The 25,991-nt window shown below is 49.5% G+C and carries 23 protein-coding genes and 1 tRNA gene; 10 read left to right on the top strand and 14 right to left on the bottom strand.

Annotated elements, in window-relative coordinates; genetic code table 11:
* Positions 1-93: 93 nt before the first annotated feature.
* The 8 genes from BLX24_RS09680 to BLX24_RS09645 form a co-directional block, all read right to left on the bottom strand.
* Positions 94-981: a YitT family protein gene (locus tag BLX24_RS09680; protein ID WP_071502929.1), complete on the bottom strand. Its 888-nt coding sequence runs from the start codon at positions 979-981 to the stop codon at positions 94-96.
* 13 nt (positions 982-994) lie between these two features.
* Positions 995-3,295 carry an efflux RND transporter permease subunit gene (locus BLX24_RS09675; protein WP_071502928.1) on the bottom strand — a complete coding sequence of 767 codons (2,301 nt, stop codon included), beginning with the start codon at positions 3,293-3,295 and terminating at the stop codon, positions 995-997.
* A gap of 102 nt (positions 3,296-3,397) precedes the next feature.
* On the bottom strand, positions 3,398-3,784 hold the full coding sequence (locus BLX24_RS09670; RefSeq protein WP_071502927.1) for a hypothetical protein: 387 nt from the start codon (positions 3,782-3,784) through the stop codon (positions 3,398-3,400).
* Positions 3,785-4,015: 231 nt separating this feature from the next.
* Positions 4,016-5,521 carry a catalase gene (locus BLX24_RS09665; protein WP_071502926.1) on the bottom strand — a complete coding sequence of 502 codons (1,506 nt, stop codon included), beginning with the start codon at positions 5,519-5,521 and terminating at the stop codon, positions 4,016-4,018.
* A gap of 110 nt (positions 5,522-5,631) precedes the next feature.
* Entirely contained in the window at positions 5,632-6,897 is a 1,266-nt protein-coding gene (locus BLX24_RS09660; RefSeq protein ID WP_071503200.1) for a serine hydrolase domain-containing protein, read from the bottom strand.
* An 89-nt stretch (positions 6,898-6,986) separates the two neighbouring features.
* Positions 6,987-7,535 carry a YceI family protein gene (locus tag BLX24_RS09655; protein ID WP_071502925.1) on the bottom strand — a complete coding sequence of 183 codons (549 nt, stop codon included), beginning with the start codon at positions 7,533-7,535 and terminating at the stop codon, positions 6,987-6,989.
* A 179-nt stretch (positions 7,536-7,714) separates the two neighbouring features.
* Positions 7,715-8,227, bottom strand: a complete 513-nt coding sequence (locus tag BLX24_RS09650) for a Fur family transcriptional regulator (protein ID WP_071502924.1) — start codon at positions 8,225-8,227, stop codon at positions 7,715-7,717.
* Between the two features lie 81 nt (positions 8,228-8,308).
* Entirely contained in the window at positions 8,309-10,558 is a 2,250-nt protein-coding gene (locus BLX24_RS09645; RefSeq protein WP_071502923.1) for a RelA/SpoT family protein, read from the bottom strand.
* 248 nt (positions 10,559-10,806) lie between these two features.
* On the opposite strand from BLX24_RS09645, the gene BLX24_RS09640 reads away from it, so the two are divergent.
* Positions 10,807-10,891, top strand: a tRNA-Leu gene (locus BLX24_RS09640).
* Positions 10,892-11,000: 109 nt separating this feature from the next.
* The gene (gene tig, locus BLX24_RS09635) at positions 11,001-12,368 is read left to right on the top strand and encodes a trigger factor (protein WP_071502922.1); all 1,368 of its coding nucleotides are present in this window, start codon (positions 11,001-11,003) and stop codon (positions 12,366-12,368) included.
* A 54-nt stretch (positions 12,369-12,422) separates the two neighbouring features.
* Here the strand turns inward: tig and BLX24_RS09630 are convergent, their stop codons facing one another.
* Positions 12,423-12,875, bottom strand: a complete 453-nt coding sequence (locus tag BLX24_RS09630) for a helix-turn-helix transcriptional regulator (RefSeq protein WP_071502921.1) — start codon at positions 12,873-12,875, stop codon at positions 12,423-12,425.
* Positions 12,876-13,068: 193 nt separating this feature from the next.
* Between BLX24_RS09630 and BLX24_RS09625 the strand changes: the two genes are divergently transcribed.
* Positions 13,069-13,743: a ClpP family protease gene (locus BLX24_RS09625; RefSeq protein ID WP_071502920.1), complete on the top strand. Its 675-nt coding sequence runs from the start codon at positions 13,069-13,071 to the stop codon at positions 13,741-13,743.
* 56 nt (positions 13,744-13,799) lie between these two features.
* Here BLX24_RS09625 and BLX24_RS09620 read toward each other — a convergent pair whose 3' ends face one another.
* The 5 genes from BLX24_RS09620 to BLX24_RS09605 all read right to left on the bottom strand — a co-directional run bounded on the left by BLX24_RS09620 (position 13,800) and on the right by BLX24_RS09605 (position 18,429).
* Complete coding sequence (locus BLX24_RS09620; RefSeq protein ID WP_071502919.1) at positions 13,800-15,974, bottom strand: peptidase domain-containing ABC transporter; 2,175 nt, start codon at positions 15,972-15,974, stop codon at positions 13,800-13,802.
* Positions 15,971-17,116, bottom strand: a complete 1,146-nt coding sequence (locus BLX24_RS09615) for a beta-barrel domain-containing protein (protein ID WP_071502918.1) — start codon at positions 17,114-17,116, stop codon at positions 15,971-15,973. Before BLX24_RS09615 ends, BLX24_RS09620 begins: the two co-directional genes overlap by 4 nt.
* Positions 17,117-17,393: 277 nt before the next feature.
* Positions 17,394-17,900, bottom strand: a complete 507-nt coding sequence (locus BLX24_RS34040; RefSeq protein ID WP_071502917.1) for a CPBP family glutamic-type intramembrane protease — start codon at positions 17,898-17,900, stop codon at positions 17,394-17,396.
* Positions 17,901-17,974: 74 nt separating this feature from the next.
* Positions 17,975-18,184, bottom strand: a complete 210-nt coding sequence (locus BLX24_RS32105) for a hypothetical protein (protein WP_143092635.1) — start codon at positions 18,182-18,184, stop codon at positions 17,975-17,977.
* 32 nt (positions 18,185-18,216) lie between these two features.
* Complete coding sequence (locus BLX24_RS09605) at positions 18,217-18,429, bottom strand: hypothetical protein (protein WP_071502916.1); 213 nt, start codon at positions 18,427-18,429, stop codon at positions 18,217-18,219.
* Between the two features lie 285 nt (positions 18,430-18,714).
* Between BLX24_RS09605 and BLX24_RS34035 the strand changes: the two genes are divergently transcribed.
* The 7 genes from BLX24_RS34035 (at position 18,715) to BLX24_RS09570 (ending at position 25,912) form a co-directional block, all read left to right on the top strand.
* Positions 18,715-19,017 (top strand): helix-turn-helix domain-containing protein, encoded by a 303-nt coding sequence (locus BLX24_RS34035; RefSeq protein WP_071502915.1) that lies wholly within the window; start codon positions 18,715-18,717, stop codon positions 19,015-19,017.
* Between the two features lie 131 nt (positions 19,018-19,148).
* Positions 19,149-20,633 (top strand): capsule assembly Wzi family protein, encoded by a 1,485-nt coding sequence (locus tag BLX24_RS09595; RefSeq protein ID WP_071502914.1) that lies wholly within the window; start codon positions 19,149-19,151, stop codon positions 20,631-20,633.
* 172 nt (positions 20,634-20,805) lie between these two features.
* Positions 20,806-21,873 carry a ScyD/ScyE family protein gene (locus BLX24_RS09590; protein ID WP_071502913.1) on the top strand — a complete coding sequence of 356 codons (1,068 nt, stop codon included), beginning with the start codon at positions 20,806-20,808 and terminating at the stop codon, positions 21,871-21,873.
* 152 nt (positions 21,874-22,025) lie between these two features.
* The gene (locus BLX24_RS09585) at positions 22,026-22,886 is read left to right on the top strand and encodes a hypothetical protein (RefSeq protein ID WP_143092634.1); all 861 of its coding nucleotides are present in this window, start codon (positions 22,026-22,028) and stop codon (positions 22,884-22,886) included.
* Between the two features lie 168 nt (positions 22,887-23,054).
* Positions 23,055-24,287 (top strand): ATP-dependent Clp protease ATP-binding subunit ClpX, encoded by a 1,233-nt coding sequence (gene clpX / locus BLX24_RS09580; protein ID WP_071502911.1) that lies wholly within the window; start codon positions 23,055-23,057, stop codon positions 24,285-24,287.
* Positions 24,288-24,540: 253 nt separating this feature from the next.
* Positions 24,541-25,158: a hypothetical protein gene (locus tag BLX24_RS09575; protein WP_071502910.1), complete on the top strand. Its 618-nt coding sequence runs from the start codon at positions 24,541-24,543 to the stop codon at positions 25,156-25,158.
* 139 nt (positions 25,159-25,297) lie between these two features.
* On the top strand, positions 25,298-25,912 hold the full coding sequence (locus BLX24_RS09570; RefSeq protein ID WP_083421893.1) for a hypothetical protein: 615 nt from the start codon (positions 25,298-25,300) through the stop codon (positions 25,910-25,912).
* The last annotated feature ends 79 nt before the right edge of the window (positions 25,913-25,991 follow it).

The raw sequence follows: 25,991 nt of genomic DNA, 5'->3' as shown, positions 1-25,991 counted from the left end.
AATCAAAGAGAAAGTTACGAAAATCAAACAACGCCGGATAGGCAGGTATAAAAAAAGGGCAACCCCGAGGGATTGCCCTGTACATGATGTTGCTTAGTGCAGAGGCCGGCTCTTGACCATACCTCCTTTGGCATCGTCGATGCTGTGATTGACGATAAAGGCTTTGGCATCGATTTCGCTGATGCGCTCCCGCAGCCGGTGTAGCTCCAGCCGGGTGACCACCGCGTAGATGATGTTAATATCGTTTTCGCGGAATCCCCGTTTGCCGTACCCTTTTTCCCCCTTGAACACAGTGACGCCCCGGCCCAGGGTTTCCGTAATCATTTGCCGGATCAGTTCATGATGATCGGAAATGATAATGACCCCTGTGTATTCTTCAATCCCGTGGATCAGAAAATCGACGGTTTTGGAGGCTGAGAGGTAGGTCAGCATGGCGTATAAGGCCGTTTCTATGTTGGTCAGCCAGGCGGCCGAGCCAAACACCAGGATATTGATAACCATGATGACATCGCCTACCGACAAGGCCGAGCGGCGGCTGACATAAATCGCCAGCACTTCGGTTCCGTCGAGAACACCGCCCCCCCGGATAGCCAGCCCGATGCCGGCTCCGAGGAAAAAGCCGCCGAACACCGAAATCAACAGCTTATCGCTTGTCACAATCGGGTAGGGCACGACCACCAGGCAAACCGCCAGCATGCTGATGGCGATAATGGTGCGGATGGCAAAACCCGGCGAAACCTGCCGGTAGCCAATCCAGATAAACGGAATGTTTACCAGAATGACCAGAATCGCCAGCTCGGCACCGGTAACCATTTCCAGCAGCAGCGAGATACCCATGGCCCCGCCGTCGAGGAAATCATTCGGGAGCAGAAAACCTTTCAGGCCCATTCCTGCGCATAAAACTCCCAGCAGCAGCAGGACAACATCTTTGGCTATACCAGCCCGGTTGGTTTGAGAAATCGTTGGTGTTGTGGTACTCATTGATGAATTGGTGTTACACCCGATAGCGCTTCAGCGAAAGCAGAAGCGCCGGTAACAGCACCAGATTCGTTAAACAGGCCATCAGAACGGTTGTTGCCACTAAAATGCCAAGCGCAGCCGTGCCCCCGAAACTCGATGCGGCAAATACCACAAAACCACCCGCCAGCACCAGCGCTGTGTAAATCAGGCTGATACCGGTTTCATGAATGGCACCCGTTATGGCTGCCGGTGGTTCGAGTCCGAAAGTCAGTTGGCGGCGGTAACTGGTCAGGAAGTAGACGGTACCGTCAGAGGCCAGTCCGAATGCAATGCTGAAAATCAGGATGGTAGATGGCTTGAACGCAATATCCGTATAACCCATGATGCCGGCCGTAACGACGAGCGGAATCAGACATGGCAGTTTCGAGAGAATAATGATCGGAATCGACCGGAACAGAACCATGCCCACCAAGGCAATTAACAAAATAGCGATAACCAGACTTTCGTACAGGTTACCCAGCAGATAATCGTTGCTCTTCAGAAAAACCAGACTATGGCCGGTCAAACTCACTTTATACGGGGTACCGGCAAACAGCGAATCGATACGCGGACGCAGGCTGTTCATTGTCTTCTGTAACCGGATCGAGCCGATATCAGCCATCTGGTAGCTCACCCGGATGGTCTGCTGTGTGCTGTCCATCAGGGATTTTGCCAGCGACGACTGGTTATTGCCCGTACCCAGCGGGCTGTCTTCGGCCAGCTTTTTCAGTTCCATCGCCGGTGGCAGTACAAAATACTTCGGATCACCGCCACGATATGCCTGGTAGCCGAACCGGATCACATCGACCAGCGAACTTGGCTTCGAAAACTCCGGATAGTCGTCCATTAACCGTTCCAGTGCCCGAACCTTGTACAGCACCCGTCCGGCGTCGGCAAAGACCCCTTTAGGCTTACCGGTGTCGATCATGATTTCCAGCGGCAGCGCGCCTTTGAACTGCTGTTCGACAAACCGGAGGTCTTCGTATACCGGATCGTTTTTCGGCAGATCATCAACGACATAACCTTCTACCCGGACCATTAACAAACCCAGTGAGCTGATGATGGTAATGACGGTAATGGTCACGTAAATGAGCTTACGACGGTTATGTACCAGAAAATCAACCCGGTTGAGCAGTCCGCGCCACCGGCTTTCGCTGAGGGTATGCCCGCCTGAGTCCGACGGTACCGGCAGATAGCTCAGGATAATCGGCACCATGATCATGCAGATGACGTAAACGGCCAGCACGCAGATCGCTGCCACCACGCCAAACTCCATCAGCAGCCGGCTGTTGGTAAAGTAAAAGACACCGAACCCGATGGCAGTGGTCACATTGGCCAGTAAAGCCGACAACCCGATTTGCCGGATCATCACTTCCAGGGCCCGCTGCTTGTCTCCGTGCGCCGCCAGTTCTTCATGGTATTTGTTTACCAGAAAAATACAGTTCGGCACGCCGATGACGATCAGCAAGGGCGGCAGCATACCGGTTAAGAGCGTGATTTCATACCCGAACGCAGCCAGTGTACCGATGCAGACCGAAACGCCCATGATCACTACGGTCAGCGAAATCCAGACTATCCGGAATGACCGGAACATCAGCCACACCATCAGACCGGTGACGAGAGCTGCCAGCGCCATGAACAGTTTCATTTCGCCCGACACCTTTTTCATGACCTCCGTCCGGATCGATGGCAGGCCCGAGTAGTGAATCCGGATATTATGTTTCTCCGAAAACTCCTTACCATACTGCCGGATGGTTTCCACAATGGCAATCCGGTCGCGGGAATTCAGCTTCTTTTCGTCAAACGAAATGGCCATCAGCGTGGCATGGCTTTTCGGATTGTACAGCAACCCTTCATAAAACGGCAGCGACAATACCTGATTCTTCAGGCTATCGACTTCGGCCTGTGTGTCGGGACGTTTGCCGGTCAGTGGCCGGATGGCCCAGCTTGTGTCCTGCTTTTCGATCGTATACAGGCGGGTAATCGACATGGCTTCCTTGACACCACTCAGTTTGCGTACCTTTTCGTTCATGTCATACCAGCTCTGGTAAACCGGTAAGTCAAACCAGCGGTTATCCTGCCAGCCAACGACCATCAGGGTACCGTCGGCGCCAAAGCGTTGCTTGAAGCGTTCGTACTGGTACTGGGTTGAATCCGATAAAGGTAATACACGGGCAATCTGATACGACAACTGAATCCGTGTACCGAGATAGGCCATAACGGCCGTTAAAAGAACCATAGCGCCTACCCAGAAAAGCCGGTAGGCAAGAAGTGTACGGGTTATTTTAGACCACATGAGGTGAGTAATTAATGAACAGTAGCCTGATTAACAGATAAGATAGAAAGGCTACCCTGCCGACAGCCTGGCAGATGAAGAGAACGATTGGATGACACCCGGTTAGGGGGCGTTGATCGCAATCTGATGTTCAAAAACCGAACGTAGAAAACAAAATAAAAAGTAAGACCGATGGGGTTGTTGTATACGGCTAAACGCCGGAGTGCCAAAAAACGGCACAATAAGATGGGGCGCAAGATCGGGTGAGGACAGGGGCGGCAGACTGATCCGGACAGTTGCCAGGGCATCGGCCGGATGCTTATGGAGTGTCGGATAGTTGCCTGGTTCAGACGTGACAGGCTCCGCTTTAACATACGAGATAAACGCCTGTTTCTGAACCAGTGGTCTGGAGCCGGCAGAGCGGGTTGGCAACAGAAGACAACACAGCGCCACTGCCAGATGACTGATCAGTTTAATCCACTGTTGTATGTGACGTTGCGCGCTCTGCATAATTAATCTGCAAAATACGGCCTATTTTTTCAGAGGTGCAACCTAAATCAGGAAGCGGGGCCGGGGAAAGAACGTCGGCTTTTACCGGATTTAAGAAACTTTAGGAATTTGGTGGAATGTGCCGTTCAGGATACAAAACAGGTTGTCCGGAGCAAAAGCAGGCTCCGGAAAAAGCCGGACGGATTGAAGAGCCGCCGGCTTTTCCGGATAAGGCCTTGTTGTTGCTGCCTGCTAAACCGATTGTGACTGACTGGCCGGCATAAAATCAGACACATCAACGCCAAGACCGGCCGCTACACCTAGACCAAGCTGGATGTCGGCGCGGAAAAAATGACAGAGCTGCCGGTTGATAATCATGTCTTTTTTCGGACCTTCGATCCCTTTCATGGCACCGGCAATGTTGTTGATCAGATTTTTCCGGTCCTGCTCGTTCAGGGCCTTGCGATAAAACCAGCCCGGCTGGGTGTAGTGATCATTTTCGCCCGGCGCATTCCGGTCATACCAATCCGCCAGTGTCGATTCAAGCGACCATGCCGGTTCTTTATAGGACTGATCCACAACGATATCGTCAACGCTGTTGGGGAAGTAGTTTGGTGAACTGCCTCCGTTATCATCTACGCGCATGTGGCCGTCGCGCTGGTAATTCCGGCCCATGTACGGACAACGGTTCACCGGAATTTGTTCGTAATTGACGCCCAGCCGGTAGCGGTGCGCATCCGGGTACGATAACAGCCGGCCTTGCAGCATCTTGTCCGGCGAATAACCGATCCCGTCGACAATGTGGGCCGGGGCAAAGGCTGCCTGTTCAACCTGGGCAAAATAGTTGGCCGGTACTTCATTTAATTCCATCGTGCCGACATCAATCAGCGGATAATCGGCATGGGGCCATATTTTCGACAGATCAAACGGATTGAACGGAAACGCTTTGGCCTGTACTTCGGTCATCACCTGAATTTTCAGGTTCCAGCGAGGAAACTCGCCACGATCAATTGCCTGTACCAGATCACGCTGGGCATGATCCAGGTCCTGCGATTTCATGGTTGCCGCCTCATCGTTTGTGAAATTTTTTATGCCCTGTGCCGTCTTAAAGTGGAATTTCACCCAGACCCGTTCGTTTGCGGCATTAATCATACTGAAGGTGTGGCTGCTGTAACCGTTCATGTGCCGGTAGGAAAACGGGGTTCCCCGGTCGCTCATCAGAATCAGGACCTGATGCAGGGATTCCGGATTGAGCGACCAGAAATCCCACATCATCGTCGGCGATTTGCAGTTGGTGCGCGGATCGCGTTTCTGCGTATGGATAAAGTCTCCGAATTTTTTGGGGTCCTTCACAAAAAATACCGGTGTATTGTTGCCGACCAGATCCCAGTTGCCGTCTTCGGTATAAAACTTTACGGCAAATCCGCGCGGGTCGCGTTCGGTATCGGCCGATCCCTTTTCGCCGCCTACCGTTGAGAAGCGGGCCAGCATGCGGCACTGGTTGCCAATTTTGCTGAACAGCTTCGCCTTGGTATACTGCGAAATATCGTGAGTTACCGTAAACGTGCCGAACGCGCCTGAGCCTTTGGCATGCACGACGCGTTCCGGAATCCGTTCGCGGTTGAAATGGGCCATTTTCTCATGCAGAATATAGTCCTGTAGCAGCAGCGGGCCACGTGGACCAACACTCTGTGTATTTTCATTCTCCGCATAAGGCCGCCCTGAAGCTGTTGTTAATTTCTGATTCTGTTCGCTCATGTTCAAGAAAAGTTTTTACAACTATCGGCAAGGTAGGGGCTTTCGATGCATGATGAAAATCAACTTATCTGGTGGGCCTGTGCCATGATTATACGGTAACGGTCAATCCATTACTCCAGAGCCTGATACACCGTCGACCGGAATTTACGGACAAAGTCGCCGTAATAGGCATACGGGTGTACATTGGTGAAAATCAGCATAATCAGGTTTTCTTTCGGATCAATGGTAAATTCAGAACAGTACATACCACCCCACGTGAAAGAGCCGGGTGTGGCCTGGTCTCCGTAGTGGCTGTTTTCGGTAATCAGCTGAAAGCCAAGCCCGTATTTATCCTGCCGGTCCCAGACAGATGCTTCGCCGATCTGGTTACGAAGCATCTGTTCAACGGTCTTGCGACCCAGGATCCGTTTGCCGTTAAAGGTGCCCTGGTTGAGCATCATCTGGCAGAATTTTGCATAATCTTCGATGGTACTCACCAGCCCCGCGCCGCCCGAAAAGTAGGTTTTGGCACCGGTTACCGGATAGGTGCGGTAGGTGTTGTTTTCGTGAACGGTCAGGGGGGCGCCGGTACTTCCTTTCGTATAAAGCTCTACCAAACGGCCCGCCTTCGCCTCTGGCAGGTAAAAATAGGTGTCGTTCATGCCCAAGGGCTCCAGTACCCGTTTCCGAAGGGCTGCATCCAGCGACTCTCCTGATAAAATCTCAACCAGCCGGCCGACGATGTCGGTGTTGAGCCCATACGTAAACCCATCGCCGGGGTCTTTAATAAGCGGACGCTTCGCCAGTTTGTTGATTACATCTTCGAGTTTATCCGGATCGGTAGAATTGAAAAACGGAATCCTGAACTGCGGCAACTGATCGAGCGGGTGCTCATACGGAATCCCTGCGTTGTGGGAGAGGAGTTGCCGGATGGTAATTTCGCTTTTGGCCGGCCGGGTTTCGTAGGTGCCGGCCGCCTTGTCAAAACTGACCAGTACCCGCGGGTTTTTAAAGGCCGGTATGTATTTGGCGATTGGCTCATCCAGCATAAACCGGCCTTCCTCAAACAAGGTCATCAGCGCGGTGGTCACGAGCGCTTTGGACTGAGAGGCAATCCGGAAAATAGCATCGCGTTTAAGCGGGATTTTCTTGTCAAGGTTGCTGTAGCCAAAGGCTTTATAATGGACGATTTTGCCGTTGTGGGCCACAAACGTAACGGCGTTAGGGGCAATACCGGTATCGACCCAACCTTGCAGCAAAGTATCCAGCCGTTGCAGCCGTTCGGCCCGGAAACCGGTTTCGGCGGCGGTGCCGGCAGGCGTGAACTTCTGGGCTACAGGTTGGGCAAGGGCCACATGGCAAGCGACAAGCAGGGCAGGGAGCAGGGATCTGTGCATAAAAAGTTTCAGGTTTATATACAAAGAAAAAACGGCATGGCTCATAACCGAACCATGCCGTTAACCTATATAAAATTTACACCTAAAGCTTATGCCTGCTTAGCCATCTGGATGTTCAGAACCAGTTTAACGTCGTCAGAAACAACAACGCCGCCAGCTTCGGTTACAGCATCCCATGACAAGCCAAACTCTTTCCGTTTGATTTTGCCGCTGATTTCAAAACCAGCCTTGGTGTTGCCGTAGAAATCAACCATCTGTCCGCCGTATTCGACGTCAAGCGTAACCGGTTTGGTGGTGCCACGGATGGTCAGGTCACCGGTCAGGGTATACTCGTCATCACCTTTTTTGGTAAAGCCGGTTGAAACAAATGTCAGTTGAGGAAAGTTAGCTGCATCAAAAAAGTCGCCTGATTTCAGGTGGCCGTCGCGCTGCTCGTTGCCGGTTGAGATGCTGTCGATATCAGCTGAGAATGAGATTTGTGCGCCTTCGAGCGAATCACCTGTCGTTTCCATCGTAGCGTTGTAGCTGCCGAATGAACCGGTAACGGTTGACACCATCAGGTGTTTTACTTTGAAATGAACTTCTGAATGATACGGATCGACGGTCCAGGTTGCGGTTGAAGGAGTTTCAGTTGCCATGATTTTATGTGTTTTTGATCTTAATGTTAATACATTCAATGTATATACATGTAAATATCTGAAAAGGTTCTGAATTCTCAAAAAAATCTCAGGATATTTTTAGAAGGATAGTCAGACAAACAAACAAGGCCACCCCGAATGAGTGGCCTTGTTTGTTTGTCTGACTGTATGTCAGTCGATTATCCTTCCTCCTGCATTTCTGCGTGCATAGGCTGGCTAGCCGTCGCTTCGTTCCGGTTTTCGCAGTTTTCGCGGGTACAGCTTCCATAAAAAATCAGCGAGTGGTGCATCACGTTAAATTTTAGCATCTCACCAACCATATTCTGAATGGTTTGCACACGCGGGTCACAGAACTCCATCACTTTATGGCAGTCCGTACAGATCAGGTGATCATGTTGCTTATAGCCATAGGATTTTTCGTACTGAGCCAGGTTACGGCCAAACTGGTGTTTCGTAACGAGGTCACAGTCTACCAGCACGTCGAGCGTATTATAGACCGTAGCCCGACTGACACGGTATTTTTTATTCTTCATGGAGATATACAACTCATCGACATCAAAGTGGTCTTCACGGTTGTAGATTTCTTCCAGTATGGCGAAACGCTCCGGCGTTTTCCGGAGGCCTTTATTCTCCAGATACGCAGTAAATATCGTTTTTGCAGCTTCGAGGTTTGATGGTTTCGGCGCAGGCATAATAATGCAAAGTTAGTGAACGCGGGGAGTAACCGGAATCCTGTGGCTAATTTATCAAAGAATTCCGGTTATCCGGCGGAGTTAGTCAAAGCGGACGACCTCAAAGACACCATTCACGCGTTCGAGTTTGTGCACGAGTGTTTCAAGGTGGCCGGTATCATGTACATACAACTTAATGATTCCCTCAAAAATTCCGTCCTTCGAATCGATCGTTACCGAGCGCATATTAATGTGCAGTTCGTTACTGATGATCCGCGTGACGTCGTTGACCAGGCCAACGCGGTCGGTACCCGTAATGCGGAGACCGGCCAGAAACGCCAGGTCACGTTGTGATGTCCATTTAGCCTTAATAATCCGGTTGCCGTGATTCGACATCAGTTCGACGGCATTCGGGCAGGAAACGCGGTGGATCTTGATCCCTTCATTGATTGTCACGAAACCAAACACATCGTCTCCCGAAATCGGGTTACAGCATTTGGCCAGCGTGTAATCAATTTTATCCATGTCCTCGCCAATGAGGAGCATGTCGGCATCTGCGCGGTCTCCGTGGATTTTTTTGAGTTCTTTCTCAAACGTTTTACCGTCCTGGATCTTATCGGTATTGAGTTTGTTCTGCCGGTTTTCCTTAGCATCCTTATCAATCTTAAACCGCTTAAGTTCATTGGGTTCAATGTGTCCTTTGCCGACGCGGTAATAAAAGTCATTTACCGTTTTGGAACCGAAAAACGCCCGGAGCTGATTGAGGGTTTCGTTGTTTACCTCGACCCGCAGAATCTTCATCTTTTTAGCCACAATATCGCGGCCATCCGTGATGTAGCGTTTCTTTTCCTCCTTCAGCAGATCCTTGATTTTGGTCTTGGCCTTCGAGGTGACCACAAACCGCAGCCAGTCTTCACTGGGTTTCTGCTTATTAGACGTAATGACTTCGACCTGATCGCCGTTGTGGAGCACGTGGCTCAGCGGCACCAGAATGTTATTGACTTTGGCGGCCATGCAGCGCGCACCCACCTGCGTATGAATCTCAAAGGCAAAGTCAAGCGCAGTGGCACCGCGTTGCAGTACTTTCAGATCACCTTTCGGGGTAAAAACGAACACCTCTTCGCTGTAAAGGTTGCTCCGGAAATCGTCGAGAAACTCAATGGCTCCCGTTTTTTCACCCTGAGTCGTGGTTTCGAGCATATCCCGGACCTGACTGATCCAGACGTCGATCCCGGCGGCGGTGCCGGTTTCGCTGCCTTTGTATTTCCAGTGAGCGGCATAGCCTTTTTCGGCAATTTCGTTCATCCGCTCCGTCCGGATCTGCACTTCTACCCATTGGCCGGTCTTGCTCATTACCGTTGTATGCAACGATTCGTAACCGTTGGTGCGCGGGGTACTGATCCAGTCTTTGAGCCGGTCCGGATTTGGTTTGTAGTGATCCGTCACGATGGAATACGCCCGCCAGCAGGCCGACTTTTCCTCTTCCTGGGGAACGTCCAGCACAATCCGGACGGCAAACAGATCATAAATTTCCTCAAACGGCTTTTTCTGTTTGTTCAGCTTGTTCCAGATCGAATAAATGGATTTAGGACGGCCTTTGATGACAAACTTTATGTTTGTTGAGCGCAGGTCTTCTTCCAGTGGCTCGATAAAGCGGGCAATAAACCGGTCGCGGGCTGCTTTCGTTTCGCGGAGTTTGCGGGCAATGTCTTTATAGGCCTCCGGTTCAACGTATTTCAGATAGAGGTCTTCCAGTTCCGACTTAATGGCATACAGCCCGAGCCGGTGCGCCAGCGGAGCATATATATATATGGTCTCGGAGGCGATTTTCAGTTGCTTGTCACGCGGCATCGAATCGAGCGTCCGCATGTTATGCAGCCGGTCGGCGAGCTTGATCAGGATCACCCGAACATCATCGGAAAGCGTCAGCAGCATTTTCCGGAAGTTTTCGGCCTGCTGTGAGGTGCCATACTCGAAATAACCGGAGATTTTGGTCAGACCGTCGATGATTTTAGCGACTTTAGGGCCAAACAACCGGTCAATGTCCGGTATGGTCATATCGGTATCCTCCACCACATCATGCAGCAGGGCAGCAACGATAGATGTTGTACCAAGCCCGACTTCTTCGACGGCAATCTGGGCAACGGCAAGGGGATGGTATATGTAAGGTTCACCAGACCGGCGGCGCATGTTTTTATGCGCTTCAGCAGACGTATTAAACGCTTTTTTTATCAGTTTGGCGTCATTATCCTGCAATAGTGGCTTTGCTGCCCTCAGCAGACGGCGATACCGTTTAAGGATTTCGCGGCGTTCCTGCTCCAGATCAATATAGGGCTCTGCAGTTACGTTCATATCGGTAAGTTCGGCTCTGGAAGATGTAGATTTTAGTAACCTATCCCTTCTGTTTGGTTGTACTCTTAGTTCCAAGTTACGGACTAATCAGTATGAAGTCAATGTGAAGAAATCAAAAAAAAAAAGTTTGAGTAAAAATTTGCATTCAGAAAAAACATACCTACTTTTGCAGGCCGATTCAGTTAAACGGTTGTTGCAGGACAAGTCAAACAGTTTCTGCAATCCATTCTGAATCAACATACCGAAATGCGGGCGTGGCGAAATTGGTAGACGTACTTGACTTAGGATCAAGCGCCGTGAGGCATGGGGGTTCGAGTCCCTCCGCCCGTACCAACTCTTTGAATGAGCGATTTGTGAATTAGTGAATGAGTGAATTTTTAAATTCATTTTCTGTTCGCTCATTCACTCAATCGCTCATTCGCAATTTATAACGAGCATAAACGTGGATATAGCCTTAGACAAAGCAAGCGAAACGCAAGCCTCTCTGAAGATCACTCTGAAGCCGGAAGACTACAAGCCGGAGGTTGATAAAAAATTAAAGCAGTATGGTAAGACAGTGGCCATGAAAGGCTTCCGCCCCGGTCACGTGCCTGCGTCTTTGATTCAGAAAATGTATGGCAAAAGCATTCTGGTTGACGAGATCAACAACTTGCTGGGTCGTACGGTCAGCAATTATATCCGCGAAAACAAATTGCAGGTAGTTGGTGACCCGATTCCTGACCGGACTCAGGCTGAGTCAATCGACTGGGATAACCAGACTGAGTTTGTTTTCAGCTACACACTGGGTATGGCTTCTGAGTTCGACGTTCATTTCGATCAGATGCCGTCGGTTACGGAATATGCCATCTCAGCCGGTGAAAAGGATGTTAACGAAACGATTGACAACCTCCGCCAGCAGTTCCACAAGCATGAGCACGCTGACGAAGCCGCTGAAGGGGATACCATCTTCGGGGAACTGAAGCAGCTGACCGGCGCAACAGAAGGCGAAGCGGAGCCGTTCTCGGCCAAAACCGCCCTGCCGCTGAAGCAGGTAGCCGCCGATTACCTGCCAACCTTCATTGGCAAGAAAAAAGACGAAACCTTTACATTCGACATCGTCGCTGCGTTCCCTGATGACAAGTCACGGGCACACGCTACAGGTCTGAAGCCGGAAGAAGCCGCACAATTGAGCGGTGATTTCGAATTCACAATTGAAGACGTAACCCGCCATACCCCGGCTGATATCGATCAGGATCTGTTCGACAAAGCACTGGGCGCTGGTCAGGTTGATTCGGAAGAAGCGTTCCGCGAAAAAGTAACCGAGATTATCAACGGTAACTTCAACCGCGAAGCCAAGAGCCTGCTGCGTTACGACATCGAGCGTATCCTGTTAGAAAACATCCCGATTCTGCTGCCGGAAGAATTCCTGAAAGACTGGCTGGTTGAAAACAACGAAGGCAAAGTATCGCGGGAGCAGGTTGACGAGCAGTTTGAGGATTTCGCTAAATCGGTGAAACTCCAGCTGATCAAAAACAAAATTGCCGAGCAAACCGATATCAAGGTAGAATTCGCTGAAGTACTGGCCGCTACGGAGCAGATGGTGCGCGAGCAGTTTGGTTTTGCCAATTCGGACGACGACGAAATCAACAAAACCGTTGAGCGTATTGCCCGTAACTACCTGGCCGATGAGAAAAACAACGGTCAGAACTACACAACGCTGTATAACCGGATTTACGACGACAAAGTACTCGACTACGCGAAAACACAGCTGAACGTGGAAACGAAAGATGTTTCGTTTGACGAGTTCAAAGAGATCGCGCAGAACCGTTAATGATAGCCCGTCTGGGGGAAGGCTAGTGGACATTCCACTAGCCTTTTTTTATGGCTAAAAACCGATGCGTTCGCGGGCAGGGGCCGGCTGGGGTGTCAGCGCGTTAATCAGCTCGCGGGTTAACTGCTCCTGGGTAACGGCGCGTTCATACCGGCGTTTCCAGTTTTCAACTTCCAGCGTAAGTTTCTCAATTTCCAGCTGCTGTTTTTCGAGCAGCAGCTGAATGTGATTCATGTCGGGTGTTGGCGGAGCCTGATGCGTAACCGGCACCGCTTCAAATGCCTGCTGACTTACGGCGGGGAGCGAAGGCGGTGAGAGCAGTAAGGCACTGTCTACGCCTAAAACCTGCGCAATCTGCTCAAGCCGGCTGATGGTAATGTCGGTTTTGCCACGTTCGATATCGCCATAGGCCGTTGTCGATAAATGGAGCAGATCGGCCATATTTTCCTGCGAGTACCCCCGTTGCAGGCGTAGTAAACGGATATTTTCGTTAATTTTTGTCTTCATCTTAAGTATCAACGATAAATTCTCAACCTAAACTGGCAGTACTTTTCAATTGCATAACGCATTTTTGCAACAGAAGAATTCAAAACGGGGTTTAGGATTATGGAATCAGGGTTTACCCTTGTGGTATTAACAAGAATCTGTTCGTAATCTTTTACTGATATACCCTAAAACCACAAACTAAGTAAAGCAAAGCATGAATTTCGGACAAGAATTTCGCAAGTACGCCGTTCACCACATGGGCATGAATGGGTTGACAGTAGACGGATACATAAACCATACTGTCGAAAATATGACACGATCGGTTATTGAAGAGCGCCCGATGAACTTCCGTGAGGTCGACGTGTTTTCACGCCTGATGGCCGACCGGATTATCTTTATGGGTATGGGTGTCGACGACAACATTGCCAACATTATTGTGGCGCAGCTGTTGTTTCTGGAGTCTGCCGATCCGCGTAAAGACATCCTGATGTACATCAACAGCCCTGGCGGCTCCGTGTATGCCGGTCTGGGTATTTATGATACAATGCAGTACGTTCGTCCGGACGTAGCCACGGTTTGTACGAGCCTGGCCGCATCAATGGGTGCCGTATTGCTGGCCGGTGGTGCTGCCGGGAAGCGGTCGGCCCTGCCACATGCCCGTGTGATGATTCACCAGCCATCGGGTGGCGCACAGGGTCAGTCGGTTGATATCGAAATCACGGCGCGTGAGATTGTCAAACTGCGCGACGAATTATACAGCATTCTGGCCCTGCACAGCGGACAGACCAAAGAGCAGATTGAAATCGACTCAGACCGCGACAAGTGGTTCCGCGCCGAAGAAGCCAAAGCCTATGGCCTGATCGACGAGGTACTGCGCCGCGAAAAATAAGCCGGTTTCCGGTTAGTAAGCATCCCCGCTTCTTCGCAGGAAGGAGCGGGGATTTTTTATGCCTGAATGGTTTCGGTTTGCTGTTGCCAGAAATGGCGGTAAACCTGCCCGTGAGCCAGCAACTCGTTGTGAACACCTTCTTCCACAAGCTGTCCGTTGTCAAGGACCACGATTTTATCGGCATTACGGACGGTGCTAAGCCGATGGGCAATGATAATGATAGTCTTACCGGCTTCCCGCAGTTGTTGTATGGTTTGTTGAACAAACTGTTCGGAGCCGGAGTCCAGCGCTGACGTAGCCTCGTCAAGAATCAGGATTTCGGGTTGGCGATACAAGGCGCGGGCAATGGCAAGGCGTTGTTTCTGACCACCGGACAGCATGGCACCGTTTTCGCCCAGGTAGGTATGAAAACCGTTCGGCAGCTTTTCAATAAAGGGAAGTATGCCTAACTGACGGCATAAATCAATAATCCGCTGCATGTCCGGGAGGGGATCCCCAATCGCAATGTTGTCAACGACATTGCCGGCAAACAAATCAATTTTTTGCGGAACAACGCCTGTTATGCTGCGCAGACTGTCGGGGTTGAGGTATTTTATGTCGTAGGAACCAATCTGTATGCTGCCTTTTTGTAAGGGATATAGTCCCTGAATGAGAGAAAGGAGCGTTGACTTGCCCGAACCGCTTTCGCCCACAACCGCGGTGATTTGTCTGGCCGGAATGGTTAACGACAGGTTGTCAAAAACAGTGGTACGGGTGCCGTAACGAAAGGAGACATTCGTAAATGTGATATCGCCGGTCATTTCGGGTTTCAGCTCAATGTTGTTGTCAGACGATTCCTGGGCCAGATCCATGATCTCAAAAAGCCGGTCAGCGGCAATCAATGCTTCCTGGATATTGCGATTAGCTCCGATTAGGCCCGAAGCTGGGCCCGTAAAGTAACCGATCAGAGCATAAAAAGATAGCAGTTCGCCGGGTGTAATTTCCCGTTCCAGTACATAATATCCACCAACCCATAGCAGGATGATGGTAAACAAACGGGTGACCAGTTCGGATGTTGAACCCAGATAGATACTGCGCTTGCCCGAAGCAAAAACCGTCATTAGTAACTGTACAAACCGATCCTCTGTTTTTTCGCCGGCATGGTTCTCTAATCCGAAACGCTTGATGGTGCTGATTGCGTTGAGCGATTCAACAAGTTGGGTTTCCAGATCGGCGGCATTCTCCATTAACTGACGCTGAAAACGCCGGTTGATCCGGTTGGCGAGCCAATAAAGACCAACGTAGAACGGAACAACCAGCAGCATTACGACGGCGAGTTTCCAATAGTAGGTAAACATCAGGCCAAACGAAAACAGAACAATCAGCAGATTAACGATCAGGCCAAGAGCTGTATCATTGATGAATGCACGGATTTTGACGGCATCGTTAATGCGCGAAATGATTTCACCGGCCCGCATGGTATCAAAAAACGATTGCGGTAGCCGTAGCAGGTGTTTATAATAGCCCAGAATCAGGGCGGCATCCATCCGTTGGCCGGTTTTCAGGTTAAACAGGCTTTTAACGGCCCCGATGAACAATTGAAGCAGCAAGGCCGCAATCATGACCACACTGAGCAGATTCAGTAGGTTCTGATTCGCATCAGGAAGTACGTTATCTATGATTTTCTGGACATAAACCGATGTCGTTAAGCCAAGCAGGGTATAGACGACGGCACCGACCATGGCTTGTATCAGCACGATCTTATGCGGTTTAATGAGAAGCCAGAACCGTGTGGCAACAGACGTGGTCTGATTTATTTGCTGAAATCCGTCGTCCGGTAGCAGTAATACCAGAACACCCGTCCATTCTTTTTTAAACTCACCAACTTCTTTGCGGTGCATCCGGCCATCGCCGGGGTCCATGTAGGTGATGTGTTTGCGGGTAACCCGGTAAATGACCACGTAATGATGCAATGTTCCCCGAACGACTACATGAGCAATGGCGGGCAGGGGAATTTTGGTCAGGCTCTCCAGCGGATCAGCACTGCCGTTTGCTTTTACGCCTTTGGCCTGAAAACCCATCTGCGTAGCGGCCTCAATCAGGCCCAGCACATTGGTGCCTTTCTGATCGGTACTGGCAAGCTGACGGATGCGGGCGACGGGCATGAGCAACCGGTAATGCGCCGCAACCGACGCCAGACAGGCTGCGCCACAGTCGGTAATGTCGCGTTGTTTGATCTGAATGCGTTTCATGAACGTGCCGGGTTTAGCCAGTTATCGGCTTTATCGTAAAGCAATTGAAACAGCGACCGGCGGGTTACGGTGGAACGTGTCTGAACAGTCATGCCTTTTTTGAGATACCCGCGGTAGCCGTTTTTTAACTGTAAATAGGGTTGATCGATCCGGCAGCGCACTTTAAACGCCGGTTGCTCTTTATCGACCAGGGTGAAATCATTGGCAACCTCCATGACACGACCCACGACCATGCCCCATTGATTATAGTCGAAAGCCTCCACCTGAAAACGAGCCGTTTGGCCGGTTCTGACCAGGCCAATATCCTTCGGAGGAACATAGCATTCGACCACTAGTGTAGAGTCCGGAGACACGAGGCCGACCACTTCGCCGGCCTGAATAACACTACCGGCATACCGGCCGCTTAATTGGCTGATGGTACCGCCAACGGGAGCTTTGATGGTATAAAGAGCCTGTTCCTGCCGGAGTTGCCGCGTTTCGCCCTGTAACCGGGTGAGTTCGAGCTGATGTTGGGCAAGTGCCTGCTGCCATTCAGCCCGCTGCCGTTCGACCAGAGTTTGGTGCTGCGCTACCGCCGATTGCAGGGCAAATTCCTTGTCTTCGTGTTCGGTGCTGGCAATCACTTTGTCGGTCAATAATTTCTGGCTTGTCTCCAGCTCCCGTCTGCGTTTGGCCTGTGTCTGCAGGTTTTCGCGGTTCAGAAACCGGAACTGCTCAAACTGTTGCCGATAAAGAGGGGAATGCAGCCGTAACGCAGGAACCAAATCAGGAGTTGTTGTAAAAGACTCATTAGAAAGTGATGTTAAGAGTTGTAAATCGTGAATGAAGGTTCGTTTTTCTGCTTGTTGCAGTGCGAGCAGGTGTAGTTTAGTGTCAAGCATTTCAGTTTGCAGGCGCAGCAGCGGTTGTCCGGCCCTGACGGGTTGCCCTTCCCGGACATACAGACTGGCAACGATACCGTTTACCTGAGCCTTTACCTCAGAGCGCTCAGCGACCGGCCGTATCAGGCCACCGGCCCGCACCGACACATCGACATATACAAACGGCAAGGCCGCTGCCGTTGCCAGTACTGTAAAGAGAATCGTTGTATAGATGAGCTGTGAACGCGTCGAGACGGTGGGGAGGTAGGAAAAAGTATCCATCGTTCATTAGCTTAATTATATGACTCTTTTATTGCCTGATTTTATGAAGATAATTGCTGACATGGTTTATGATTAAAAAAGTGCCATGACATATTAGACGTTGTTATGTGATTCTAAATTAGGGACATATTGGCGTAATTAATTAACTGACATGTGGTTGTTATTGGAAAATGATAATTAAAAGATAAACTATTTTATTGTAAATTATACTTAAATTTAATTATTCTTTACATTGCAATAAGCCTATTAAGAGCTACAAAAAAGTGAGACTCTCTTACTAGTTGAAAAAATGATTTAAGATTAAAGATTTAAGATTTAAAGTGAAGTGTATGAAAATCACTGAAATGTTTGCGCCTAGTATGTTGAATTTACTACGGAATGTTAAGTACGTATAAGACAGGAAGATACCTATTGAAAAGCTAAATAATATATAATTGATACTATAAAAATGCCAAAGTCCAAAAAGAAGACTGGAACCAATGATAGAAAAAGAAATACTTTTGCTCTTACTATAAATAAACTCAATGACCAGATACTGGAAAAGTAAACTTTCAAGAACAGGTGCCCATATAAGCACTTCATACAGCTCTTCAGATATTGAATTGAAATTGTGGAAACTTTGTACAGACTTATTTGGGATAAATATGAAGAAAAATTTGGAAAATATATGATGGAGACAAATTGATATTAAAGTGTATTTGTATATTTTATTTAAAAAAAAATTATTAGAAATTAATTTATATAGCGTGAAGTATAATTGTTTAAGTATATTTTGATGTCGCATAAACTATTAAATAAAATTGCTTTATAAATTTATTTAATGGCGCACAGATTCATAAATCTGCGCGCCATTAAATATTATTTGCCAAATCCAGTTTCTCTACGGTAATCATCATAATGGCTAGCGCCATTCCCCCAACCTGTAACAATTGCTCTTACAAATTGTCCAACTAAATACCCAAACTCACAACCCTGACACTTTACATCTTGGCCACCATTAATGAATATTATATCTTCACCCAGGTCTTCAAAGCCAGCTGCTAATGATAATGAGCATATATTTTCCATAGATTTTGTGGAATTTACTGGTTGAAGAATATCTATTTTTTACAACAATCATTTGGCCGGTTAAAAAAACCGTTTATAAAGCCTCCGACAAACCCATATGTGAAGTCTTTAAGGTATTCTTCCACACCTTTTTTTATCCCTTCAAGAATAGGATTATTGGGTTGATCACCTCCTCCATTAATCTGACTTATTTCACTAAACATCATTTCGTCAAAGCCAGTCGTACTGAGCTGTAAGGTATTCATTTTTTAAATGGTTAAGTCTCCCAATCGCCCGACCTTGCGTCACCTCCCGGGCCTGTGCGCCTTGCCGTGATTGGTTGGATCAAAATTGTACTAAAGTAGAGGCGTAACCAACTCAGATTTGCATAAGCTGATGCAGATATGAATGATTTTATGCAAATATGGATTGGAAATGTTATAAAAGATAGTAAGGGAAATGATTTTTTATTGAAAACATGAAAACGTGTGACAATATTGTTTCGATTTCGTCATTATCTTACTATAACTATTACTAACACCATCGTTTGTATGCCTTTTTGCCCAACCAAACTACGCCGTCTACGTGAGTTGTTCGGCTACTCACATGCCGCGGTTGCTTACTCGCTGTCCATCGCCCAATCAACCTATTGCCGCCTCGAAACAGGCAAATCAAAACCGGACCCCGATCAGTTAGAGGCTGTTGCGCGGTTCTACGGCTTATCGGTCGGCGAGTTTCTGGAACATGACTCAAACCAGCTTGTAGAGTTAGTTGTCTCAAGGCCAATATTTGTTAAGTTACGTAAAGCGGGGGGGGGAGTTACTTTAAGTGATTTTCACGAAGCCGTACTATGATTGATTTCCCTGCCGTTGCCTAAACCCTGCCTTCCGGAATGTAGATTAGCTGTTCTGCTTCTTGACAAGTCCGGTATTTTTCCCCACGTTCGTGCTTCTATCTCAAGGTCGATCACGAAACTACCGTGCCTATGTCATACCGTTTCCATTGGATACTTATCGGTTGTCTTACTGCGGCTTCAGTGGTCGCCCAACCCCAACCGGCTGAAAATAGGGTCAACTATGCGGCAGAAGCGGGATGGTATGCGGCCGGTGATGACCTGATGCCGTTCTGGCTGCGAACCAATCAGCAGGGGACCGTACCACTAAAAGGCTCGCTGATCACGACGCGGCTAAACGTCTCGCAGGCGTACCGGCAACGTACCGACTCGTCCTCCCGCTTCGACTGGGGCTTCGGATTCAATGGTGTGGTCAATGTTCAGCTAAAGCCTGCCAACGAGCCGTTGCGTTATTATCTGCCAAACGCTTTTCTGAAAGCCCGTTATGGCAAGGTCGAGTTGTTTGCCGGTAACCGCGCCGATGTTGTCGGGATGGTCGATACCTTGCTTTCGTCGGGGAGTGTGGCGTGGTCGGGCAATACACTGCCCATTCCGAAAATACAACTGCATACACCAGACTATATCTCCCTTGGTTTTCTGAAAAACATTCTGGCATTCCGGGTAGGGTATGCCCACGGCTGGTTTATCAATTCCTACGTGAAGAGCAGTTATCTGCACCAGAAATATGCCTATTTCCGGCTTGGAAAGCCCCATTGGCGGGTGCGGGCCTATGCCGGGCTGAACCATCAGGTGCAGTGGGGCGGGCGGGCCGATTATCTGAAAGATACTCCGTTAGCCGTTAACGGACAACTGCCGGCTACCTTCCGCGACTATCTGTCGGTGGTGACGGGGCGGTATCCGGAAGCGCTCCAAACGGACCGGTTTACCGATTTTGACGGCACTAACCGGATCGGTAACCATATCGGCAGTATCGACCTGGCGCTCGAATGGCGCGGCAACCGCATGAACTGGCAACTCTATCACCAACACCTGTATGAAGACGCCTCCGGACTGGCATTGCGGAACGTGCCGGATGGGCTGACCGGCCTGCGTCTGCTGAATCAGACGAAAGAACCAACGTCCTGGCTCCAGATCAGGCGGCTGGTACTCGAATGGCTGACAACCCTGAATCAGAGCGGACCCACCTTCGATCCGGCCGCACAGTACCAGGGCGGGGATAATTATTATAACCACAGCCAGTACCGCGAAGGGTGGACCTATCAGGGACTGAGCCTTGGCACACCGTTTATTTTTCCCTATACGGACCTCAGCGCATATGCGGCCGGTTTAGGCGGACCTTATTTTCCGAATAACCGGGTGTCGGCCTGGTATATAGCGCTCGATGGCGTTGTGCTGGGCGGTCCTTCGCTGGTATTCAAAGCGTCGGTCTCCCGCAATCGGGGAACCTTCAACCGCCCGTATCCAGAACCGTTGCAACAGCTATCGGCTTTGGCGGTTATCCGGTGGCCGTTAAACCGCCGCCAAACAACGCAGTTAATCCTCTCGTTTGCCATTGACCAGGGCGATTTATTGCCGGTTACTGCCGGCAGTAACTTTGGATTACGGTACACATGGTGACCAATAAAGAGTTTCTACTATTCTATTTAGATAACAATTTTGTAGGCCTTATTTGAAAAAAGACCATTAAATCATTGGTTCTTTGTTTGAAATTCTATAAGCCGTTACTTTACTCAACTCTCCATTAGTCCACTTTAATTTTAAAAAAAAGCCTGTTCTAACCATTCTTCGTATGAAATTTAACTACTCCATGCGCCAGTCAAGCTGGCTGATTCTGTTACTTGGTGTTTTATTGGCTGGTGTTTACGGTTGCGTGCTACAGGACCACCGGATTCCTAACCCTGCTACGCTGGCGGCTGTGCCGGGACCTCCCGTAGCCTCAGGCCTCAAAGCGCCCATCGGCATTTCTGACGATAACAAAGGAAACATCTGGGTAACCGAAGCCGGTAGCGGAACCGTAAACGATGGCCGGGTAGCGGTTGTCACGCCGTCAGGGGCCGTTTTTCCGGTCATTACCGGATTTGTTTCAGCGATCAGTCCGGAAGGCTCGCCGGAAGGTCTGAATCACCTGTTGTATCGCGATGGTAAGCTGTACATCCTGCATAGCATTGACGATAAGATGTTTGTAGCCGATGTATCGAACTTTGTGCCGGGCGTCACTGCGCCGATTCCGGCAAGTTCCCTGAGCTTTGTTGACATTGGTACGTTTGTGAAAAATGCCCGTCCGAATGCGCCGGATCCGGCTGATTCAAACCCGTATAACCTTACGTTCGGGCCGAACGGAGATATTTTTATTGCAGATGCAGGGGCTAATGCCATTGTCCGCGTGGCAAAGGGCACGAATGCGCTGAGTATCTATGCCGTTTTCCCGGATGTACCTAACCCGACGTATCCGGGTGCACCGGTCGGTCCGCCAACCATTGATGCCGTGCCGACCAGCATCGTTTTCGACGGTACTAACTTTCTGGTGACGACGCTCGTGGGCTTCCCGTTCCCAACCGGTAAATCAACGATTTATCAGGTAAGCGGAAGCGGCGCGGCACCGGTTACCCCAACTGTTTACAAAACAGGTTTCTCCGGTATCACGGATATTACCTTTACGCCGGGCGGTAAAACGCTCATTACAGAATTCGGCTTTTCGACACCCGGTCGGGTAGCCAGCGGTGATAACTCCGCAACGACCTTATTTTCACCGGCCATTACACCGGTTGATATACATCTGAGTACCGTAAATGCAGATACCTATTACCTGCTTTATTATGGCCCGGGCATTATTGTTAAGCTGAATGCGACCAACTAACGGGAGTGCCGGTATCTGATGAGCGGGAGAGCATCAGGTAAACGCCGGCAGCCATCTGATTGTCATCAGTGTTCGTAATTCTGAAGGGGAAAATCCAACGATTTTCCCCTTTTTTGTATCTTTAAGTGAATAATAACGCATGACAAACAGGCATGAAGGGACGTATGTGGAAAATGATACTGTTGGGAATAACCGGCCTCTGGCTGGCAGGGTGCAGTAAGGGAAATGAACCTGTAGTGGAGGACCGCGTACGGCTTAAAAGCGTGACAGACCGGTCGGATGTGACGTTTATTCAGGTTTATACATACGATGCAAATAACAGAGTGACGCTGATTCAGAGCTATTTTGATAAATCAGGTCCGTTTCCGCCGTTCAGCCCCGATCAGGCAAACCGGATGGTGTATCAGTATGATGGGCAGGGGCGGCTTACCCAGGTTGACTATCTGGATTATCAGAGCAAGCAGAAGGTCGGGGAGTCGCGAATCCGGTATCGCTATGACGGAACCGGAAAAGTAGTAACTGCTACGTATGTGTCGATGGGCGTTGATGGTACATTGACGGATACCCGGCAGTTGGTGTATGAGCTCGATGCGCAAAACCGGCCGGTAAAAAAAACAGAATATAAGCTGCCCGTGGCCGGACAAACCGGACTGGTGACGACCTACACCTATACGGATGGCAACCTGAGTGTCATTGATGCGCCTGTGTACACAGCTTCTGACTGGGTAGAAACCGGGCGCTTTCGTACCACCTATACCTACGGAACGCAGCGGAGCCCATATTATGGCTTGCCGGCCGCAACCATCTGGGGCGATCAGATGGCATTCCGGTATAGCCAGAATACTGTGACGCAGCAAACAACGCGCAACTATGATAAGGCCGGCGTGCCGGTGACTGCGGCGGTGACGAAAACGTATGCTGTAACCGCACGTGCCGATGGCCGGGTTAGCCAGTGGACCGAAGGCACAGGCAGTAGTGCGTTCGGCCTTTTTTATGACTACGAAACTTATTAGGTAACGGTGGATGCAAACTTGTCTGTTCAGCATGCAACACGTACCTTTGCTTACCTACTACGGCCTGGGTATCCTCAGGTCGTTTTTTATGGATGATAAAAGGATGACAACAAAACGGTTTGTTGTCAGTTTTACGAACATAAACATCAAAACACTCTGATCACCAATATGCCAGCGGTTAGTTGCTCGTTCTGCGGCCGTCGAAAAAATGAAGTAATGCTCCTGTTGTCGGGCATGGACTCCCACATCTGTAACTATTGCATTGAGGAAGGCCATCGGGTGGTGCTGGAGGAGATGCGGCCCCGCCGCTCCGAACCGGCAGACATTAAACTGAACCTGATTAAACCGCAGGAGATGAAACGCCATCTTGACCAGTATGTCATTGGTCAGGACGAAGCGAAGAAAACGCTTTCGGTCGCCGTTTATAATCACTACAAGCGGCTGATGCAGCCCAAAACAGAAGATGATGTGACGATCGAAAAATCGAATATCATCATGGTGGGAGAGACCGGCACCGGTAAAACCTATCTGGCCAGAACCATTGCCCGAAAGCTGGAAGTGCCGTTTTGTATTGCCGATGCCACGGTGATCACAGAGGCCGGTTATGTCGGTGAAGACGTTGAAACCATTCTGACACGTCTGCTGCAGGCCGCCGATTATAACGTTGACGCTGCCGAGCGGGGAATTGTCTACATCGACGAAATTGACAAAATCGCCCGTAAGGCCGATAATCCGTCGATAACCCGCGACGTGTCGGGAGAGGGTGTGCAGCAGGCCTTGCTGAAACTGCTGGAAGGATCGATGGTGAATGTCCCGCCGCAAGGTGGCCGCAAACACCCTGATCAGCGGATGATTTCGATTAATACCGAAAATATTCTCTTTATCTGCGGAGGCGCATTCGACGGGATTGAGCGTCATATTGCCAAGCGCATCAACACGCGCCCGATTGGGTTTTCCGGCGACCGCCGTTTGCATGAGTCGTTTGACCGGGAACATCTGATGCGCTTTGTATCGGCGCAGGATCTTAAATCGTTCGGCTTGATTCCGGAACTGATCGGCCGCTTGCCTGTACTGACTCACCTCGAACCGCTGAACCGGCAGGCACTGCGTACAATCCTGACCGAGCCTAAAAATGCCATTACCCGGCAATACGAAAAACTGTTTGCGATGGAAGGCATAGCCATTGAGTGGGAGTCAGATGTGCTTGATTTTATCGTTGAGCAGGCGCTGCATTTCAACCTGGGGGCTCGCGGATTACGGGCTATTTGCGAATCAATCATCACCGATGCCATGTTCGAACTACCATCCCGGACTGATCTGACTACCTTTACGGTGTCGATGGACTATGTACAGGAGCAGTTTGGCAAATCCACCTGGCAGGTACTGAGGTCGGCAGCGTAATTCATACGGAATGACCCTGTTTGACAGACTATGTTATACAGATAACGTCCAGAAAGCCCGGCTTTGTACCGGGCTTTTTTATTTCCGGAAAGCGCCTCTTTTTGTTGCAGATAAGGGCATGACCGTCTTAAGATTGATTGGGACAGAACCGATAGATAGAATTTATGCCAGTTAGATGTTTATATGTTGTTATAATTTTTAATATTACGACTGTAACTTCTATGTATAACCAACAGTATAAACTTAGACAAACATGTACAAGACAACTCGCAATGGACTGTTATTTTTAGCCTCAGGGGTTATGCTGACGGCCTGTAGCCAACCATATGCCACCCTTCAGCGTACACAAGCTGAACGTTTTTATTCGGAAACGAAAACGGCATCGGCTGAAGAAACAAAAGTAAAAGAATTCGTTTTGGCAACACCCGTTGAGATACCGGCAACTGCCGAAGTTTCTGTCGCTGCTCAGGCGGAAGTAACGAAACAGGTAGTTAATCAGGTTGAAGCCTATGCTGCTAACCATAAAGAACTAGCTTCAAACAAAAAGCTGGAAAAACGCATGGTCCGTGTGAAGCAACTGCTGAACGAAGCCACAACAGCTAAGTCGCTCAACACGCTGCAGACAACGAAAAAAATGACGTTGATGGAGCGCATGATGACTAGAAAAATTGATAAACAAATCAAAAAACACATGGCTTCCGATCAGGCTCAGCAAAGCAATAAACGGGCCGTACTGATTGGCGGTATTGCTGCTGTTGCCGGACTGGTTTTATTATTACTTGGCGCAGGAGGTGTGCTAGGCGTAATCGGCATTGTCGGACTGGTTGGAGGAATTGTTTTATTAATTCTAGGGTTACTAGGCGTAATTTAAGGCCTGTTTTTTTTGAATACATGGTAAAGCCCGGCCCATAAGCCGGGCTTTACCTTTTTATCGGTTTCCGAAACAATCATATGAGTGGTTGGTTAGTCGAGTGAACACTAAATTATGTTTCACTCAACGTCCTTCTTTTATGAAGCGCATAACTACCAATGCATTCTATGCTCTGGCCATTGGAATGCTTATGACGGCGTGTAATCACCGCCCTTACGCTACCCTCCAGCGTACCCCTGCTGCTGTTGCCCATTCGCGTGCACCGCAGCCGCAACCGGTTGCGGCTGCACCGGTGACCATACAGACGGAAAGTATGTCTGTAGAAACGATGCCGGCACCGGCTGCTGAGATGACCCCTCAAACCGTAGAGGCGGCACTGGCGCGGTATGAAGCCGTTGCTTCGGCAGATAACAACCTGTCGGTTTCCGAAAAACAGAAACTCGACAAACGCATGGGCCGGATTAAGCAGTTGCTGGCAACTACATCGTTTACGGAAACATCAGCTAAGGCGTCGACGCACAAGACAACGGCGATGGAACGGATGATGGTGAAAAAGATCAACAAGAAAATCCAGCAGAAGATGTACCCCGAAAAAGCACAGAAAGCTCAGCTCAACACGGGTGTGTTGACGGGCGGCGCCGTGCTCGTAATTCTCGGGTTGTTGCTTCTGTTACTAACCAGCGGTACGGCAGCTACCTTAGGGTTGGTATCGTTAATTGTCGGGGCTGTCTTGTTACTGATCGGTCTGTTATAGGGGCCAGTGGCTCAAAAACAGCGTTTGAAACACGCATTCAATCACTTTTCTTTACACACAGGTTTTTCGTTTCCAACAT

It is taken from the genome of Arsenicibacter rosenii (genome assembly GCF_001870735.1).
In the GTDB taxonomy this organism is placed as follows: Bacteria; Bacteroidota; Bacteroidia; order Cytophagales; family Spirosomataceae; genus Arsenicibacter; species Arsenicibacter rosenii.
Note: the sequence above shows the minus strand (reverse complement) of the source record. Positions and strands in the feature narration are given on the sequence as shown.

What these genes read in the sequence shown, in the direction of transcription:
- BLX24_RS09680 (WP_071502929.1), bottom strand. Translation starts at nt 981, where the DNA reads ATGAGTACCACAACACCAACGATTTCTCAAACCAACCGGGCTGGTATA.
- BLX24_RS09675 (WP_071502928.1), bottom strand. Translation starts at nt 3,295, where the DNA reads ATGTGGTCTAAAATAACCCGTACACTTCTTGCCTACCGGCTTTTCTGG.
- BLX24_RS09670 (WP_071502927.1), bottom strand. Translation starts at nt 3,784, where the DNA reads ATGCAGAGCGCGCAACGTCACATACAACAGTGGATTAAACTGATCAGT.
- BLX24_RS09665 (WP_071502926.1), bottom strand. Translation starts at nt 5,521, where the DNA reads ATGAGCGAACAGAATCAGAAATTAACAACAGCTTCAGGGCGGCCTTAT.
- BLX24_RS09660 (WP_071503200.1), bottom strand. Translation starts at nt 6,897, where the DNA reads ATGCACAGATCCCTGCTCCCTGCCCTGCTTGTCGCTTGCCATGTGGCC.
- BLX24_RS09655 (WP_071502925.1), bottom strand. Translation starts at nt 7,535, where the DNA reads ATGGCAACTGAAACTCCTTCAACCGCAACCTGGACCGTCGATCCGTAT.
- BLX24_RS09650 (WP_071502924.1), bottom strand. Translation starts at nt 8,227, where the DNA reads ATGCCTGCGCCGAAACCATCAAACCTCGAAGCTGCAAAAACGATATTT.
- BLX24_RS09645 (WP_071502923.1), bottom strand. Translation starts at nt 10,558, where the DNA reads ATGAACGTAACTGCAGAGCCCTATATTGATCTGGAGCAGGAACGCCGC.
- BLX24_RS09630 (WP_071502921.1), bottom strand. Translation starts at nt 12,875, where the DNA reads ATGAAGACAAAAATTAACGAAAATATCCGTTTACTACGCCTGCAACGG.
- BLX24_RS09625 (WP_071502920.1), top strand. Translation starts at nt 13,069, where the DNA reads ATGAATTTCGGACAAGAATTTCGCAAGTACGCCGTTCACCACATGGGC.
- BLX24_RS09620 (WP_071502919.1), bottom strand. Translation starts at nt 15,974, where the DNA reads ATGAAACGCATTCAGATCAAACAACGCGACATTACCGACTGTGGCGCA.
- BLX24_RS09615 (WP_071502918.1), bottom strand. Translation starts at nt 17,116, where the DNA reads ATGGATACTTTTTCCTACCTCCCCACCGTCTCGACGCGTTCACAGCTC.
- BLX24_RS34040 (WP_071502917.1), bottom strand. Translation starts at nt 17,900, where the DNA reads ATGCGACATCAAAATATACTTAAACAATTATACTTCACGCTATATAAA.
- BLX24_RS32105 (WP_143092635.1), bottom strand. Translation starts at nt 18,184, where the DNA reads ATGGAAAATATATGCTCATTATCATTAGCAGCTGGCTTTGAAGACCTG.
- BLX24_RS09605 (WP_071502916.1), bottom strand. Translation starts at nt 18,429, where the DNA reads ATGAATACCTTACAGCTCAGTACGACTGGCTTTGACGAAATGATGTTT.
- BLX24_RS34035 (WP_071502915.1), top strand. Translation starts at nt 18,715, where the DNA reads ATGCCTTTTTGCCCAACCAAACTACGCCGTCTACGTGAGTTGTTCGGC.
- BLX24_RS09595 (WP_071502914.1), top strand. Translation starts at nt 19,149, where the DNA reads ATGTCATACCGTTTCCATTGGATACTTATCGGTTGTCTTACTGCGGCT.
- BLX24_RS09590 (WP_071502913.1), top strand. Translation starts at nt 20,806, where the DNA reads ATGAAATTTAACTACTCCATGCGCCAGTCAAGCTGGCTGATTCTGTTA.
- BLX24_RS09585 (WP_143092634.1), top strand. Translation starts at nt 22,026, where the DNA reads ATGAAGGGACGTATGTGGAAAATGATACTGTTGGGAATAACCGGCCTC.
- clpX (WP_071502911.1), top strand. Translation starts at nt 23,055, where the DNA reads ATGCCAGCGGTTAGTTGCTCGTTCTGCGGCCGTCGAAAAAATGAAGTA.
- BLX24_RS09575 (WP_071502910.1), top strand. Translation starts at nt 24,541, where the DNA reads ATGTACAAGACAACTCGCAATGGACTGTTATTTTTAGCCTCAGGGGTT.
- BLX24_RS09570 (WP_083421893.1), top strand. Translation starts at nt 25,298, where the DNA reads ATGAAGCGCATAACTACCAATGCATTCTATGCTCTGGCCATTGGAATG.